The sequence below is a fragment of the Flagellimonas allohymeniacidonis genome, from assembly GCF_004296335.1.
Lineage (GTDB): Bacteria > Bacteroidota > Bacteroidia > Flavobacteriales > Flavobacteriaceae > Flagellimonas > Flagellimonas allohymeniacidonis.
Window position 1 is genome coordinate 1,521,056 of record NZ_SGIU01000001.1, and the last position, 15,587, is coordinate 1,536,642.

Consider the following 15,587-nt stretch of genomic DNA (forward strand, 5'->3'; position numbering starts at 1 on the left):
ATTGAAATAAATATCAGATGGTAGGCGGATTTTTCGAACATTTTGAAAGGTTATCGAATTTTAACGTCTTTTTAAAGGTATAGCGGGTAATTACGCCCTAGTTTTGGACGAATTAAAAACAACATCATGAAAAAATTTCTTTTTTATTCCTTTTTAACCTTATGTCTTGTATTCACCGTGGATGCCTCTGCGCAAAAATTTGGTGGTTTGGATAAAAGTCCTGCCGATATTGCTTCCTATCCGGGCAGCTACAGAGTAGCGGACAAGGCGGTTCGTGTAATTTACAGCCGGCCTCAGTTAAAAGGAAGAAGTCTTTCTGAACTTGCACCAGCCGGTAAGGTATGGCGTACAGGAGCTAACGAAGCTGCTGAGATCACCTTTTATAAAGATGCCACTATTGGAGGGACAGCCGTTAAAGCGGGAACCTATTCTTTGTTCACCATTCCTGGTGATAGTGAGTGGACCATTATCCTTAATAGCAACCTCAATCAGTGGGGAGCTTATTCCTATGATAGCGCTGCCGATGTAGCTAGGGTTACAGCTTCTGCCAGCACAGATTCTGAATCTTTGGAGGCTTTCTCAATTGCCTACAAAGATGTTGATGGTGGAGCCCATATGGTTATGGGATGGGGTACTACAAGAGTAGCCGTACCGATGACTTTCTAATCCAAGAAAACAACGATTTTAAAAAGCGAGCTAAAAAGGCTCGCTTTTTTTATTTCACTTGCTCACCGCTCAAAAATACCTGCTCCGCTTTTAGCTGAGGGATGTTGTCTTCTGGAACATTCATGATATCATCACTTAGAATTACAAAATCCGCCCATTTTCCGATTTCGATACTGCCTTTTTCGTTCTCCTCAAAATTGGAATGCGCCGCCCAAATGGTCATCCCCTTGAGGGTCTCCTCTCGGGATAGGGCATCTTGTATTTGGAATCCTCCTTCGGGATAGTTTTCCAAATCTTTTCGAGCCACGGCGGCATAGAAGGTCAAAAAGGGACTCACCCGCTCCACTGGAAAATCAGTTCCCAGAGCCACCGTCCCCGCTTTACCCAACAATTTCTTAAAAGCATAGGCTCCTTTGACTCTTTCTTCACCTAAACGATCTTCGGCCCAATACATATCGCTAGTGGCATGGGTGGGTTGTACGGAGGGAATAATTCCATTCTTGAAATAATCAAAATCCATTTCTGAAATGACCTGAGCGTGCTCCACTTTCCACCGTCTATCACTTTTTCCTTCCAAGGCTTTTTGATAAGCCCTGAGAACTACAATATTGGCCGAATCCCCAATGGCATGGGTGTTCATTTGATACTCTGTAGCGGCAATTCGTTCAGCCAGGGCCTCCATCTGATCCATTGGGGTTATCATGGCACCAAAGTGATCTTCCTTATCTGAATAGGGCGCTTTCAAGGCTGCGCCGCGTGAACCTAAAGCGCCATCTCCATAAACTTTTACCGAACGCACATTGAGTTTATCCGTTTTTACGATTCCCTTCTCCAAATAATGGTCCAGGTTTTCCGTGGTGTTGCTCACCATCGCATAAACCCGAATGGATAGGTCCCCTGTGTTTTGCAGGCTGTCAATAAGTTCTATGGTGCTTCTATGAAGTCCAGCATCATTTACCGTGGTAAGTCCATAATCAAAGCAGAGCTTTTCAGCGTCTTTTAGTGCTTGAATTTGTGTTTTTCTATCAGGTTTGGGCATCACGGCATCCACCATGGCCATGGGGCTATCGACCAAAACCCCAATAATTTTTCCATTTTCTTTTACAATCTCCCCACCAGTTACCACGGTTTTATCCGTAATTCCAGCCATGTCCAAGGCCTTTTGGTTTACCAAATAGGCATGGCCATCTACTCTTTCGAGAGCCACTGGTGTTTGTGGAAACATTTCATCCAGCTTATCCTTCGTAGGGAAATTTTTGTCCTCCCAATCGTTTTGATCCCAGCCTCTTCCCAAAATAAAACTTGATTGGCGCTCTTTTTGAAAAGCCTCGACCTTCTCTAATATTTCATTATAGCTTTTAGTCCCGACCAAATCCACGACCTGCTGGTTCAGCCCCAGTCCATAAAAATGACAATGTGCATCGATAAGGCCAGGAACTATGGTGTTGCCTTGGGCATCCAATAAATCTTTGGACTTATATTTTTGGGTAAGGTTGTTTTCCGAAACCTCAACAAATTTTCCATCTTTAACGGCTATGCTAGTAGCTTTGGAAAAAGTTTCATCGACTGTGTAAATGTTGGCATTATAAACAATAAGATCTACTTCTTCCTTGGGATTGCAAGCAAAGAAAAAGAGGGTAAGGAAAAGGAAACCGATAGACTTTCTCATGAACGAGGGTTTTCCCCAAAAATAGGAAAAGTCTAGAAAGGATTTTTCCTATTGATCGTCAAATTTGGTCATCACAAATTCTACACGACCATCCTCAAAATTGCTGGACTTGATTTTTCCATTGCGAAGCGGTTTGGTATCACCCACGCCTTCCCAAACAATTCGGTCGTCATCGATGCCAAGCTTTTTTAGGTGCAACGCTACAGCCCTTGCCCTAAGTGAGGAAATAAACTTGTTGTATTCTGAAGTTCCAATATTATCGGCATGTCCCGTGATCTTCATTTGCACTTCGGCATTTTCTTTCAGATACTTGAATATCTTTTGAATACTTGCCATTGCTTTAGCATCCAATTCGTACCCTTTTGGCTCGAAGGGATTCTGCTCCATGACATAAATCTTGTCTTTCTCATAGTTTACCCTTGGTAATTCCTCAAGAATAAAATTATCAACATAGTAATAGGAGAAATCGCTGGATGAGGACACTTCGTTATGCTTAAGCAACTGCGTGTTTTCATTGGTCTCAAAATTTCCCAATAGGATATGATTTTCAAAACCTTTAGCGTCAAATTCGGCCGTGAGGGTGACCCAACCATCAGTCTCAGTCATTGAACCATCAGCTTTTAATTGCACCTCCTGAAATTGCACATCTTCCTGCAAATCCAATCTTGAGTGGGTCAATACCGAACTGTTAGGTACTTTTATTTTCTTATTTACCAGAACAATGGACATTGTTTTCAAAGCGAGTTGTGAATGTTCTGCCCTACTGATTTGAAATGAAATTTTATAAGGATGTTTTTCTCGAAGTGTTTTGGCCGTGTTTAATTGAACATACTCGCGATAGTCATTCAGGGCATAAAAATACAATCCAATATAAGCTGATCCTTCAGCCGCAGCTTGACTTCCTTTAAAGTTAGCTGGAACACCAAAATCTTCATTGCTGCATGGGTTGAAATAATCCCCGGAACTTGATGTTGGCAACGAAACATCCTCAACCAACACATCCATGGAAGAAATATTGATTGGGCAATTGGTAAAACTTTCAAACCCAGAATTGACAATTAGGTTTTGTGCTGAAAGGGCTGAACAAAATAATATACTGAAGCTGAGAAAAGATAGGATACGGTAAACCATTTTAAACGCTGTTTATTGGTTCCCGTCATTGCTTTAAACGGATAACTTGCTGCTATATTGCGATATTCGATAATTTTTCATCTCCTGCCACATTCCTTCCCAACACTTGAATTTTGATACTAAACCTTGATAAAAAACGTTATTACAGTCCAAATCTTAACTGTAATGCGCAAGGTGACCTTTACGCTAATGCTATTGGCTATTCCTATTCTAGGTTTTGGCCAAAATGTAGTTACGGGAAAAATCATCGATGAATTGGGACTCCCCATTTATCGGGCTTCTGTTGAAATCAATTCAACAAACGATAAGGCGTACACAGACTTTGATGGTGTCTTCTCACTTGAGAGTGACAAAGATTTTCACTGGAAAATAAATATTAGCTCCAAGGGGTATAAAACCGAGTCATTCTTTGTTTTAAGCGGCGGAAGCGCGGGCGAAATTGTCCTGGAATATAATGCCGAAATGAGAAAACTGCTGGAAGGTAAGTAATAACTTTAGAAGCTTTTCATTCGTCATCCACGAACTTCGTCATCACAAACTCAACCCTACGATTCTTTTTTCTGGCTTTTTCTGAAAGTGTACTGTCCAACGGTTTTTTATTGCCATACCCTTTTGACGAAATTCGGTTTTTGGGTAATCCCAAACGAATTAAATATTTAGCGACTGTATTGGCCCGTTGTCTGGATAGCACGTCGTTGTATTCATCGGAACCCTGGTCATCGGTGTGACCGCTAATGAAAACTTTTAAGTTCGGGTTCTTTTTAAGATAGTCATAAACATCCTTTAAACTCGCCTTGGCCTTGGGCTGCAATGAAAACCGGTCAAAATCAAAGTTGACATGGTTCAAAACGTAGCTTTGGTCCGGTTTGTAAACGGGTCCAATGTAGCTCAACTCAACATTGTCCACATAGTAATAGGAGTATCCCTCTGTTTTGGCAGGATTCTTTCCGAAGTCAACATATCCTGTGCCTCCGTTGCTCTTGAAATTTCCGAGTATCAGGTTTTTTTCAAAGCCTTCCGCGGCGATTTCCAGGCTTACTTCCATCCAGTTGGTCTTATCGTCGTATAGCCCCTTTGTTGAAAAGGAAATGGATTGTGTAGTTTTTATGGATTGCGAAGCTAAAACCGTATTCGACAATTGCCTTTTTGTATGTACAGATAGCGGATGCTCTGAAAATGCGGCACCCATACTCATCACCGCTCCATCTGATTTTTCCGCCAGGCTCAGGGAAAGGCTCAATTTGTAACGATGCCCTTTTTTTAGGGTTTCGGTAAGTGCAACCTGAATGTATTCCCTATAGTCTTTGGGCGCAAATAGATAAAGGCCCACATAACCCTTTCCTTCAAAAGCTTCCTGCTTTCCCTTGAAATTCATTGGAATCCCAAGCTTTGTCTTACTACATTCGTTGAAGTAATCGGTGGTGCCCAAGGTAGGTGCGTTCCAATATTCAGCATCACGATTTAGGTTACTCATTTTGACGGGACATTCGACAAAATCCTCAAAACCACCATTGTGAACCAAATTCTGGCCCAAAACCGCATGTGCCAAAATCAAAAATGGAAGAAGCATCAAAATGTCATTGCGCAAAGTTCGCATAGCTTCAGTTTTGGCAATCCCAATCTGAAAAAGATGAGGTTGATTAGTAGTTGCAACGTAATTATCCTCCCTTTATTGCCTTCAATTAGTACTAATATTGCACAAAATCAGTAGTAAAACCCAACAAAAAAGCCCCCTAAAAAGGAGGCTATTTGTAACATAGTGATACGGAAACTAGGAGTACAGCTTTTTTATTTTTCTGAAATTCTCCTTGGTCACCTTTTCACCGGTTTTGGCATGATGCTCAATGGAGATAAAGTAATCCCGAATTAGCTTCTTAAAACTCCCTTTAGCCATAGAACCCATAAATGCAGGTTTGGTGCGATATTGCATTTCAAAGGTAATTTTGCTCTTGCCACCAGCTAACGGTTCCACTCTGTATACTGCTTTAGTGTAGTCCGGATCAACCGGAAACCTCCCCGATTGATAGACCGTATTGGTGAAGCTCATTTTCTCGGGATTGTAATCCACCATTTTTTCTTTCAGGAATTTGGTTCCCTTTTCATTAAAATTACATACCCTCTCGGCTCCCTCACCCGCTTTTAAGGTTCCATTAATGTAATTGGACGAAATAATTTTTGGATGGGAATAGGCGATGGCACCATAATCCTCTCCGACAATGGCCCATACTTTCTCTGCAGGAATGTCAATCACTTTGGATTCCACAAATTTATGCACCTTTTTTTGTGCATTAACACCTTCGGTCGCCATTACGACCATAAAAAATATTGCACTCATCATTACTAAACTTTTCATTTTTTGAACGATTTATAAATTCACGTTCAAATTTCCTTTAATCCTGGCGCATAGGATTGTTCGTTCCGTCCAATTATTTGGCGATAACGTTCAGGCGATACTGTGAAGGGGAAGAATTGTATTTCTTATGGAATATCCGGGAAAAATGGGCAAGGTCAGCAAAGCCACAATCATAGGCAATATCCGAAATACGTTTTTCGGTACCCTTGAGCAACTTTGCGGCTTTTTCGAGGCGTTTCTTTCGAATATATCGGGCTGGCGTGTCTATATAATGTTTGGCAAATTCCCGTTTAAATGAAGACAGACTTGTACCTGTAAGCTTGGCCAATTCCTCCAAGGTCAAGTTGTTATAAATATTGGATTCAATAACCTCCTTGAATTCATAGTTTACCTCACAAAACAGTCCTTGAAACAATTGAAGAATAGCATCAGCGCTATCGGAGCGGGCTAAGAGCAGCAACAATTCCTTGAGCTTGAGTTTCATCAATTCCTCACTAACCAGTTCGGGGTTCTCGAAATAGAATTGAATGCTTTGAATATAATTTCGAAGTAGCTCTGATGCTTTATAGCGTTGAATTCTTACAGGTTTTGCTTTTTTCAGATTCAGGAAAAAATCGAGCGGTTCCTTGTCAAAAATCAACTGGAGCATATCAGGATAAAGATGAACGGCCACTGCTTCACAATAATCAATTCCCTCTCCCGAAATCATATCGGACAAATAATTGCCACATTGCATGACCACTCCTTCTTGACGATCTATTTGCATACTTTCTGTAGGGGTCACCAGTTTGGAGCTACCTCTTTCCATATAAAAAAAACACGCCTCGTTGGGCATAGAATAAAAATGTCGGAACGGGGGACAGACCACGGCTTTTTCGAAAACCTTTCTACCTTGAAATTCAATCTGTTTGTATTCTTGAATCATCTCAAACAAAAGTAACCGATTTCAGGTCTCATGCCTTGTCGATTCAGCTCAGCGGTTTGACGATTCGGTTCAAAAAAGTGATTGTTCCCTATCAGAAATCAAACTTATAGGAAACCCCAGCCAAAGCTTGAAAAGTTTGCACCCTAAAATTAGCCCAACGTTGATAATCATTGTTTGCAATATTAGAAGCCTTTACAAAAATGGTCAATTGGTCATTGAATCGATAGCCCGCATGCGCATTAACATCAAAGAAACCATCCAAAGTAACAATGCTGGCGGGAAATTCTGAAGGAAGTGCATTTTCCAGAGCTTGTGCCACTAGGTCATCCCGTTCACCGACATAAAAGAGGTTGGCCCCAAAGTACCATTGCTTGTTCACTTGGTAATCCATAAACAAAGAGCCCTTTATCGAAGGTAAATTCCAGGCCGGGTTGTCGGTTTCTGTATCGTAGTCATAGAATTCAGCGTTTATCCCAAACGTAAAGTTCCTGTTGACATCAACGTTCAATTCGGCAAAAATGCCCAAGGTCTTAAGGTCATCATAGAATACCTGAAAAGAATTTCCATAGAAATATCCCTTATCATCGGTTCTGAATAGATTTTCCGGATTCAAAAGAAACAAAGGTCTTCTGTTTTCGGCCGTGTAGGAACCCTTGATGTTATAACCAACATTCGACAAAAGTTGTCCCTTTAACCCCAAATAACCTTCATACTGCTGGTCCGTTGGCTGGATTTCCAAGGTTGGAGAGACATAAGGATTGTCCTGTACAAAGTCGTAGTAGGAATTCTGTCGAAGTTCCCCTTCTATTCCTCCGTAGGCAATCACACTCTCATCAAGCAATCGATAAGATGCCGTAACAGCAGGGTAGATAAAGAAACTGCTATCGCTGTTTTCCAAATCGGAACCAAATACCAAATTCGCACCCAAATTAAGCGTCAAATCATCCCGAAGTATCAACAAACTTGGAGTAACGCCCACTTGAAATTGGCTATAGTTTATTCCTGAGTCATTGACCGTGTTGTTCAAGGATGTGTTTTCAAAACTACCGTTCACATAATCCACTTTGGTTTTTATGGTCACCAATTCTTCGGTTATGGGAAGTTCAATGGTCGGTTGAAGCACTACCCTGTTCTCCCCTGAGTCGGTGGCATCCCAAAATCGTCTCAGCAGGATATTCCCCTTCTTAAAGAAAGAATCCTCCAAATTCAAATGTGCCTTTGCCTCGGCATTAAAATAATTTTGGGTTTCATCCAAAGATGAAATCACGGTCTCATCAAATTCACCTTGTTCCACTCCATACCAATTGTACAACTGGTGTTGTAATCCTAAACTGGCGCCCCAATCCAAATCACGGTCTTTTTTGGCGTAGGAAACATCCAGACTTGTGTTGTAGAAATCGGCATCCAAGGGTGTGGATTCAATATCTCCTCGCGAAGAATGATGGCTTAGGCCTACATCCAAAAGATTTTCGCCTCTGTTAAACTCCCTGCTGGTATACACATCGACCAAGGCATTGTTGAAATTTCCCAAACCGATGGATGCATAAGAGTTAAAGAGTGTTGGCGGAGGCGTTTTTTTTACCCTTGATGCCCTGCCCTTTGCGGGTGTAAAGGTAGAAGCCACTGGTACCGAAAAGATGCTATAGTTAATCTTCTTTTTCTGAAGTACGATGGAATCGTCCAACTGCGGAGAGGATTTTAGTTTAAAGGCATCAGAAACGGTGGGGGAATAAGGCTTTACAACCGTTACCGTTTCCGTACCAATATTATCGGTTTCTTGGGCAGAAATACCTCCCCAAAGGCTCAAAAAGAAGATGGAAATTATGTTAATGCGTTTGCACATGATGTTCTTTGATTTAATTGCCATTGGTATCTACTGAAGAATTACGCTGTGCCTCTCGAGATTTAATAACGGCCAATTCGCCCTTTGCTTCCACCACAATATCCTCAAACTCGGTAAAATTGGTAATCACGCTTTCCAAAATATAGGTAGCCTGAAAGGCATCATCCAAAGCATAGAAGTTCTTGGCCATAACAATCAATCCCTTACCTCCCCATTCTTTGTAGGCCCCATAATCCTTTGCCAATTTTTGGGCTGACACATTGGACGCCTCAAAATCACTGTTTTGGTTCTTGAAATAGGCATCGTAGTACCAGGCTTCCGCAGCCAATGCTCCGGTCGCAATTTTCTTTACTTCCCGATAGGCGGTTTCTGCCAAGCGTTCATTGCCTGTGGAAATGGCAGATCTCGCTATCATGATTTGTGCATCACTCTTAATACGATTGTCAATTTTTGGGGCCGCCAGGACCTTTTCTGCATATGCAATGGTTTGGGAATAGTTCTTTTGGCCATAATAACCTTTCATCAAATTGGATTGGGCAAAGGTCCTATTCTGGGAAATCTCAGCAATCTGTTCGAGACGTTCTAAAAAAGGAAGTGCATTTTGATAATCCTCCCGACCCACATAAATTTCACAGACCCGGGTCAAGGCTTGCTCTTGATATTCGCTTCCACCACTGTTTGCAACAGTTTTGTAATACTCCAATGCCCTACCTTTTTGTCCCTTGGAAAAACAAATCTGTGCCGTGTTAAACCGCACTTGAAGTGCATGTATTCCATCGGGGAATTCCTTTAAGTAATCCTCATACCCTTTTAAGGCCGCCTCGGTTTTTCCCTCAGCATACTTACGGTCAGCGGCTTCGAAACTTGCGTTCTCAAGCTCTGAATCGGTTACTTCCACAAAATCCAAGTTTCTGGCCCAAGCTGCATATTCACTTACCTTTCCTTCATCTATGTAAACCAGCTTTGCCGTGGCCACCGCTTGTTTGGCCTCCGAGGTCTTGGGATATTGGCGTACCACTTCTTTGAGTTTGTTCAAGGCTTGGTCGTTTCTGTTGGCATTATAATGCACCAATCCTTGGCGAAGCAGGGAGCGAGGGGCAAATTTGCTTCGACCAAATGTTTCCACAAGACGGTCATAGGTTTGCAATCCCAAGGACTCTTGCCCTCCTTTTACATAAGAATTGCCCAATTCGAACAGGGCATCATCCCGAAAGGTTGACCTAGGATATTTTCTCAGAAATTCGTTCAAGCCTTCAATCTTGATTGAGTTATTTCCCAAAAATCCATCACAAAGTACTTTTTGAAAGGCGGCGTAATCCCTTTCTGGACCATCTCTTCGGGAAGCCTCATTGTAAGCTGTTTTGGCTCCTGTATATTGACTGGTGACAAAGTAACTGTCCCCTAATCGTACATAGCTGTCGCTTCTATTGGCATTTTCTTGGCTTTCAGAATCGGCCACTTTTTTAAAGAAAGGAATCGCTCTTGCATAGTTTTTTAGCTTGAAATGACTATAACCCAGATTATAGTCCAAATCCACATACTCCTTTAAATCTTTGGCCGAAGGGAGGGATTGAAATCTAGAAAATCCGGCAAGGGCATCGTCAAACTGATTCAAACGATAGGCAGATTCCGCTCTCCAATACTCAGCTCTAGCTTCAAATTTTTGGTTCTCCGGGTTCTTCAATGATTTTGAAAATCGTTCGGTAGCTGCTTCATAATCCCCCTCTACAAAAAGTTCCACTCCCCGGTAAAAAGACACTTTTTGATAGGTTTCTTTGCTGGCATAACCCTTATTCTCTTCCAGAAGGGTCATGGCCCCCTCAAAATTTTTGGAAGTGATATATGAATCCACCAAGAGTTCCTGCATTTCCTGCTGATACTGGTCTTTTGGATAGGTTTCCAAATAAGATTGCAACACCCGAGGCACAGGCTCATAAGGATTCCCGATCTCATAGCTTAACCGGGCATAATTGAGCAGTGCATCTTTTTTGATTTCAGCACTGAAATCCATTTCTGAAGCATTGCGAAAGGCATTGAGCGCTTCGGTTTTCTGATCTAATTTCAAATAGCACTCTGCCAAATGGTAGTAGGCGTTTTGCGATACATTGTTGGTGCCGCCTATTATTTTATTGAATTGTTGGATTGCACTGGCATAATCTCCTTGCTTGTAATAACTGTATCCAATCAAATAATAGTCAGTGTTGCTAAAGCGGCCTCGTTTGCCCCGATACTTTTTCAGATAGGGAATCGCTTGATCATATTGCTCAAGATTGAAATGACTTTCCCCAATGATCTTGTTTAGTTCGGAAACTTCTTTGCGGTCCGATTTTGGCAACTGCTTTTGGGCCATGGCAATGGCCTCTTCAAAGTTGCCCAACTTGAAATTCAGGTCTGCCTGATAGTAAGAAAGCTTTTCGTTGAGCAATTCAGGGTCCGTGATTTGATCAAAGCGGGCACTTGCCTCGTCATAATCATCTTGTTCATAGGCAATGTATCCCAAGTAATATTTCGCCTGTGATCCATAGGTTGGCGAATTGCTCACCTTGCTCAGATATCGCTCAGCTTCCTTTGGTCGCTTTGAGGCATATAGCGCATAGCCATTATTAAAGTTGAAGCGCTCCTTATCCCGGTTTGACATGGAAGCCGCATCGACTTTTTTATACCACTTTAAAGCATAAGGATATTTTCCGGTTTCAAAATAGTAGTCCGCAACATCCAAAAAAGCAGAGTTCCTCTTGGTGGAAGTGGGGTAACGTTCTACAAAATCTTCCATCATCCTATCTGCACCCCTTTGATTTAATCGAATGGCAGCATTGGCCGCATAATAAGCACTGTTTGCCTCGGTTTCATAGTCTTTAGTTGAGGACTTTACCTCTTCAAAAATGGTTTGCGCCGCCTGGTACTGTTGATTGTGGTATAAGGTCAAAGCATCTTGAAACGCCTTATCCTCATGATAAAAAACCTTGGATTCCTGTGCAGATATGGAGAAAAATAGCCCAAGGAAGATGGGCAAAAAATTGAAATTTTTTCGATACATAGTGTTCTACGCTGTTTCTCGATTGACTTATAACATAACGTCAAAATTTAGGCCAAAGTATGTCTTCCAAAACAGCGGGTAGAAATTCGATGGCCTAGCTATCACAATATTTTAGAACTTAGTACCTTTAATTTCAAAAGTAAAAGATGCCCGAAATCATTGTCCAGTTAGAAGACGTAGCTGTTTTCCAAACCGAAAATCTTATCCTAAACCACATCAACCTAGAAGTAAAAAAAGGAGACTTTGTCTACATCATAGGCAAAACGGGGAGTGGAAAGAGTAGTTTCATGAAAACGCTTTACGGGGATTTACCCCTCAAACAAGGAAAGGGAAGCGTAGTCGACTTTAATTTGGCCACACTCCAAGAAAAGAACATTCCATTCTTGCGAAGAAAACTCGGTATTGTTTTTCAAGATTTTAAACTACTTCCCGATCGAAATATCAATAATAATTTGAGATTTGTTTTAAAGGCCACAGGATGGACGGACCACGAAAAAATGAACACCAAAATTGAAGAGGTGTTGGAAAAAGTGGGCATGAAGACCAAGGGCTTTAAATTTCCCCATGAACTTTCGGGAGGGGAGCAACAGCGGGTGGCCATAGCCCGAGCCCTACTCAACGACCCCGAACTTATATTGGCTGATGAGCCCACCGGGAATCTTGACCCTCAGACCAGTGTAGAGGTGATGAAGGTGCTACAGGAAATCAACCAAAGCGGCCGGACGATTATCATGGCAACCCACGATTATGCCTTGATTCTTAAATACCCACACAAAACCTTGAAATGTGATGGGAGCAAAATCTTTGAAGTCATTCAAAAAGCGATGTAGCCATGATTCTTAAACATCAAGATTGTAAGCGTGATAAACCGGTGAACCCCCTCATTGGGATTCTGCTTTTTTTAATTTCCATTGTGCTTTTTGTTTTCACGGGGCCATTGGGCTTCATCTTTGCTTTGCTGCAACAATTGTTCACTAAAGGTTTACGGGGAGTGGGTGAGTATGCCCTACAATTGGCCATATCCATTGATCAATTGGGAAATGTGTTGATGCAGCATCTTTTCAATGGGCTTTGGATTACCAAAAACGGCTATAAATTTGGCAATAGGGATGAGACCATTTCCAGTGCCCTTGGAAAAAACAAACAATTGGGTACCCTAACCGGTTTCGGTAGGCTCATTGATGGATTGTTGGATATTATTGACCCCAACCATAGTTTAAATTCAATAGATTATTATATTGAACCGCCAAGCAAATAATGGGTTGCCGTTTAACCTAAATTGCTACACCGGCCAATCCATACTTTTGACTTTTAAAGATTTTTGTTTCTTTGCGCTTATTAAACACAAAACCATTTCATGGAAATTTTAGGTATTGATATTGGCGGAACCGGTATCAAAGGGGCACTGGTCGATGTAAAAACTGGGGAAATGCTAACGGATCGGTATCGTATTCCGACACCACCCTCGAGAAAACCCCAGGAAATGGCCGAAGTGGTGGCGCAAATTGTTGAACATTTCAATTACAAGGGCCCTGTGGGATGTGGTTTTCCAACGATTGTAAAGAAAGGCGTGTGCAAAGCCCCAGGAAATCTTCATAAAAGCTGGATGGGCGTCAATATCGATGAGCTTTTTACCCAAGCTTCTGGACAACCTTTTACCGTATTAAATGATGCCGATGCTGCTGGTTATGCTTCCATGAATTATGGCGTGGGCAAAGGACGGGACGGATTGGTCATTATGGTGACCATTGGAACTGGTTTAGGCAGTGGCGTTTTTTACAACGGGATTCTTCTCCCCAATTTTGAATTGGGTCAAATTCCATATAAGAAATACAAGAAAATTGAGACCTGGGCGGCAGCTTCAGCAAAGGAACGTGAAGGGCTTAGCTACGAAAGATGGGGCAAGCGTTTCAACAAGTTTTTAAAATTGGTAGAACTTATTACCTCTCCTGACTTGATTATTGTTGGAGGTGGCACTTCAAAGAAATGGGCAGAATTTCGTCACCATATCGATATTGAGACCGAAGTTGTAAAAGCTGAACTGATGAACAATGCCGGCATCATCGGTGCCGCGGTTTCTTGTTTAAAGGAACAGCATCATGGGGTAGTGGTACCGAAGTAAAACTTCATCCAAACCCAATGAACTGGCAAACTAGTTTATCTTATTTCTTTTTCGATCTACTTCCTTTAGGAAAATCTTTCGAATACGAAGGTGATTTGGCGTAACCTCAACATATTCATCCTTTTGAATATATTCCAACGCTTCTTCCAAAGAAAACTTGATAGCGGGTACGATTTTGGCCTTATCATCCGAACCTGCTGCACGTACATTGCTTAATTTTTTGGTCTTGGTAACATTGATGGTCATATCGTCCCCCCTAGAGTTTTCTCCAATGACCTGGCCTTCATAAATCTCTTCTCCCGGGTCAATAAAGAACTTCCCTCGTTCCTGAAGCTTATCGATGGAGTACGGAATTGCCGTTCCATTTTCCATAGAGACCAGCGAACCATTTTGGCGCTGGGCGATATCTCCTTTCAGAGGTTGATATTCCATAAATCGGTGAGCCATAATAGCCTCTCCTGCTGTGGCGGTCAATAATTGATTTCTAAGACCAATGATTCCACGGGAAGGAATAAGGAACTCGCAAACCATACGGGAACCTTTGGCTTCCATACTGATCATCTCCCCTTTTCTTTGGGAAACCATTTCAACAGCTTTGCCCGATACTTCTTCGGGCAAATCAATAGTCAAATGCTCAATAGGTTCGCACTTCACTCCATCAACTTCCTTTATGATAACTTGAGGTTGGCCAATTTGAAGTTCATAGCCTTCCCTTCGCATGGTTTCTATTAAAACTGAAAGGTGAAGTACCCCTCGACCAAAAACCATGAATTTTTCGGCACTGTCCGTTTCTTCAACTCGTAGTGCCAAATTCTTTTCCAGCTCCTTCTCCAATCTTTCCTTGATATGCCTTGAGGTCACATATTTACCATCCTTTCCAAAAAATGGGCTGTCATTAATGGTAAACAACATACTCATAGTGGGCTCATCAATGGCGATGGTCTTCAGCTGCTCCGGATTTTCAAAATCGGCAACGGTATCCCCAATTTCGAAACCTTCCATCCCCACAATGGCACAGATATCACCCGCTTTCACTTCTTTTACTTTTTGTCGACCCAAACCTTCAAAGGTGAAAAGTTCCTTAATTCTTGTTTTTACAAAGCTTCCGTCCCTTTTGACCAGTGTGATGGGCTGACTTTCCTTCAGCGTTCCACGCTGTAGTCGACCAATTGCGATACGACCTGTGAAAGAAGAAAAATCCAATGAGGTGATCAAAAGCTGTGTAGATCCTTCCTGGGGTTTGAACTCAGGAATGTGTTCTATGACCATGTCCAGCAAAGGCTCAATGGAATCTGTAGGCTGTTTCCAATCTTCACCCATCCAGTTTTGTTTGGCAGAACCGTAAACTACAGGGAAATCAAGCTGCCATTCTTCTGCACCAAGCTCAAACATCAAATCGAACACCTTTTCATGTACCTCTTCTGGCGTACAGTTTTCCTTGTCTACTTTGTTGATGACCACGCAGGGCTTTAATCCCAAATCCAGTGCTTTTTGCAACACAAAACGGGTTTGTGGCATGGGTCCCTCGAAGGCATCCACTAATAGAAGTACTCCGTCGGCCATATTTAGAACGCGCTCCACTTCACCTCCAAAATCGGCGTGCCCAGGGGTATCAATAATATTGATTTTGGTATCCTTGTACACCACGGATACATTTTTAGACACTATGGTAATGCCCCTTTCCCGCTCCAGGTCGTTGTTATCCAAGATGAGTTCACCCTTGTTTTCATTGTCTCGAAACAGGCGGCAGTGGTACATTATTTTATCAACCAAGGTGGTCTTCCCATGGTCTACGTGCGCAATGATGGCAATATTCTTGATTTTGGACATGGCCCTGTTTT

General features: G+C 42.0%; 13 protein-coding genes. 5 read left to right on the forward strand and 8 right to left on the reverse strand.

The window, feature by feature from the left end:
* Positions 1–126: 126 nt before the first annotated feature.
* Positions 127–666: a DUF2911 domain-containing protein gene (locus EW142_RS06995; protein ID WP_130611618.1), complete on the forward strand. Its 540-nt coding sequence runs from the start codon at positions 127–129 to the stop codon at positions 664–666.
* A gap of 49 nt (positions 667–715) precedes the next feature.
* Here EW142_RS06995 and EW142_RS07000 read toward each other — a convergent pair whose 3' ends face one another.
* Both EW142_RS07000 and EW142_RS07005 read right to left on the reverse strand, forming a co-directional pair.
* The gene (locus EW142_RS07000; RefSeq protein WP_130611621.1) at positions 716–2,335 is read right to left on the reverse strand and encodes an amidohydrolase; all 1,620 of its coding nucleotides are present in this window, start codon (positions 2,333–2,335) and stop codon (positions 716–718) included.
* Positions 2,336–2,383: 48 nt separating this feature from the next.
* A complete protein-coding gene (locus EW142_RS07005; RefSeq protein WP_165395232.1) occupies positions 2,384–3,340 on the reverse strand; it encodes an OmpA family protein in 957 nt (318 codons plus the stop codon).
* Between the two features lie 291 nt (positions 3,341–3,631).
* Here EW142_RS07005 and EW142_RS07010 point away from each other — a divergent pair, with 291 nt between their 5' ends.
* The gene (locus tag EW142_RS07010) at positions 3,632–3,955 is read left to right on the forward strand and encodes a carboxypeptidase-like regulatory domain-containing protein (protein ID WP_130611627.1); all 324 of its coding nucleotides are present in this window, start codon (positions 3,632–3,634) and stop codon (positions 3,953–3,955) included.
* Between the two features lie 16 nt (positions 3,956–3,971).
* Here EW142_RS07010 and EW142_RS07015 read toward each other — a convergent pair whose 3' ends face one another.
* The 5 genes from EW142_RS07015 to EW142_RS07035 all read right to left on the reverse strand — a co-directional run bounded on the left by EW142_RS07015 (position 3,972) and on the right by EW142_RS07035 (position 11,624).
* Positions 3,972–5,063, reverse strand: a complete 1,092-nt coding sequence (locus EW142_RS07015) for an OmpA family protein (protein ID WP_130611630.1) — start codon at positions 5,061–5,063, stop codon at positions 3,972–3,974.
* Positions 5,064–5,237: 174 nt separating this feature from the next.
* A complete protein-coding gene (locus tag EW142_RS07020; RefSeq protein WP_130611633.1) occupies positions 5,238–5,819 on the reverse strand; it encodes an SRPBCC family protein in 582 nt (193 codons plus the stop codon).
* 73 nt (positions 5,820–5,892) lie between these two features.
* Positions 5,893–6,744 carry a helix-turn-helix transcriptional regulator gene (locus tag EW142_RS07025; protein WP_205783223.1) on the reverse strand — a complete coding sequence of 284 codons (852 nt, stop codon included), beginning with the start codon at positions 6,742–6,744 and terminating at the stop codon, positions 5,893–5,895.
* Between the two features lie 91 nt (positions 6,745–6,835).
* Positions 6,836–8,587 (reverse strand): TonB-dependent receptor, encoded by a 1,752-nt coding sequence (locus EW142_RS07030; protein WP_130611638.1) that lies wholly within the window; start codon positions 8,585–8,587, stop codon positions 6,836–6,838.
* 13 nt (positions 8,588–8,600) lie between these two features.
* Positions 8,601–11,624: a tetratricopeptide repeat protein gene (locus EW142_RS07035; protein ID WP_130611641.1), complete on the reverse strand. Its 3,024-nt coding sequence runs from the start codon at positions 11,622–11,624 to the stop codon at positions 8,601–8,603.
* A 146-nt stretch (positions 11,625–11,770) separates the two neighbouring features.
* Between EW142_RS07035 and EW142_RS07040 the strand changes: the two genes are divergently transcribed.
* The 3 genes from EW142_RS07040 (at position 11,771) to ppgK (ending at position 13,746) form a co-directional block, all read left to right on the forward strand.
* The gene (locus EW142_RS07040) at positions 11,771–12,454 is read left to right on the forward strand and encodes a cell division ATP-binding protein FtsE (RefSeq protein ID WP_130611644.1); all 684 of its coding nucleotides are present in this window, start codon (positions 11,771–11,773) and stop codon (positions 12,452–12,454) included.
* Between the two features lie 2 nt (positions 12,455–12,456).
* Complete coding sequence (locus tag EW142_RS07045; protein ID WP_205783225.1) at positions 12,457–12,882, forward strand: hypothetical protein; 426 nt, start codon at positions 12,457–12,459, stop codon at positions 12,880–12,882.
* A 99-nt stretch (positions 12,883–12,981) separates the two neighbouring features.
* The gene (ppgK, locus tag EW142_RS07050; protein ID WP_130611647.1) at positions 12,982–13,746 is read left to right on the forward strand and encodes a polyphosphate--glucose phosphotransferase; all 765 of its coding nucleotides are present in this window, start codon (positions 12,982–12,984) and stop codon (positions 13,744–13,746) included.
* A gap of 30 nt (positions 13,747–13,776) precedes the next feature.
* On the opposite strand, the gene typA is transcribed toward ppgK, so the two are convergent.
* Positions 13,777–15,576: a translational GTPase TypA gene (gene typA, locus EW142_RS07055; protein ID WP_130611650.1), complete on the reverse strand. Its 1,800-nt coding sequence runs from the start codon at positions 15,574–15,576 to the stop codon at positions 13,777–13,779.
* Positions 15,577–15,587 lie beyond the last annotated feature (11 nt).

Bases quoted from the DNA above. Each gene is read 5' to 3' on its own strand.
- ppgK (WP_130611647.1), top strand. From the start codon at position 12,982: ATGGAAATTTTAGGTATTGATATTGGCGGAACCGGTATCAAAGGGGCA.
- EW142_RS07030 (WP_130611638.1), bottom strand. From the start codon at position 8,587: ATGTGCAAACGCATTAACATAATTTCCATCTTCTTTTTGAGCCTTTGG.
- EW142_RS06995 (WP_130611618.1), top strand. From the start codon at position 127: ATGAAAAAATTTCTTTTTTATTCCTTTTTAACCTTATGTCTTGTATTC.
- EW142_RS07015 (WP_130611630.1), bottom strand. From the start codon at position 5,063: ATGCGAACTTTGCGCAATGACATTTTGATGCTTCTTCCATTTTTGATT.
- EW142_RS07045 (WP_205783225.1), top strand. From the start codon at position 12,457: ATGATTCTTAAACATCAAGATTGTAAGCGTGATAAACCGGTGAACCCC.
- typA (WP_130611650.1), bottom strand. From the start codon at position 15,576: ATGTCCAAAATCAAGAATATTGCCATCATTGCGCACGTAGACCATGGG.
- EW142_RS07010 (WP_130611627.1), top strand. From the start codon at position 3,632: ATGCGCAAGGTGACCTTTACGCTAATGCTATTGGCTATTCCTATTCTA.
- EW142_RS07000 (WP_130611621.1), bottom strand. From the start codon at position 2,335: ATGAGAAAGTCTATCGGTTTCCTTTTCCTTACCCTCTTTTTCTTTGCT.
- EW142_RS07040 (WP_130611644.1), top strand. From the start codon at position 11,771: ATGCCCGAAATCATTGTCCAGTTAGAAGACGTAGCTGTTTTCCAAACC.
- EW142_RS07020 (WP_130611633.1), bottom strand. From the start codon at position 5,819: ATGAAAAGTTTAGTAATGATGAGTGCAATATTTTTTATGGTCGTAATG.
- EW142_RS07035 (WP_130611641.1), bottom strand. From the start codon at position 11,624: ATGTATCGAAAAAATTTCAATTTTTTGCCCATCTTCCTTGGGCTATTT.
- EW142_RS07025 (WP_205783223.1), bottom strand. From the start codon at position 6,744: ATGATTCAAGAATACAAACAGATTGAATTTCAAGGTAGAAAGGTTTTC.
- EW142_RS07005 (WP_165395232.1), bottom strand. From the start codon at position 3,340: ATGGATGTGTTGGTTGAGGATGTTTCGTTGCCAACATCAAGTTCCGGG.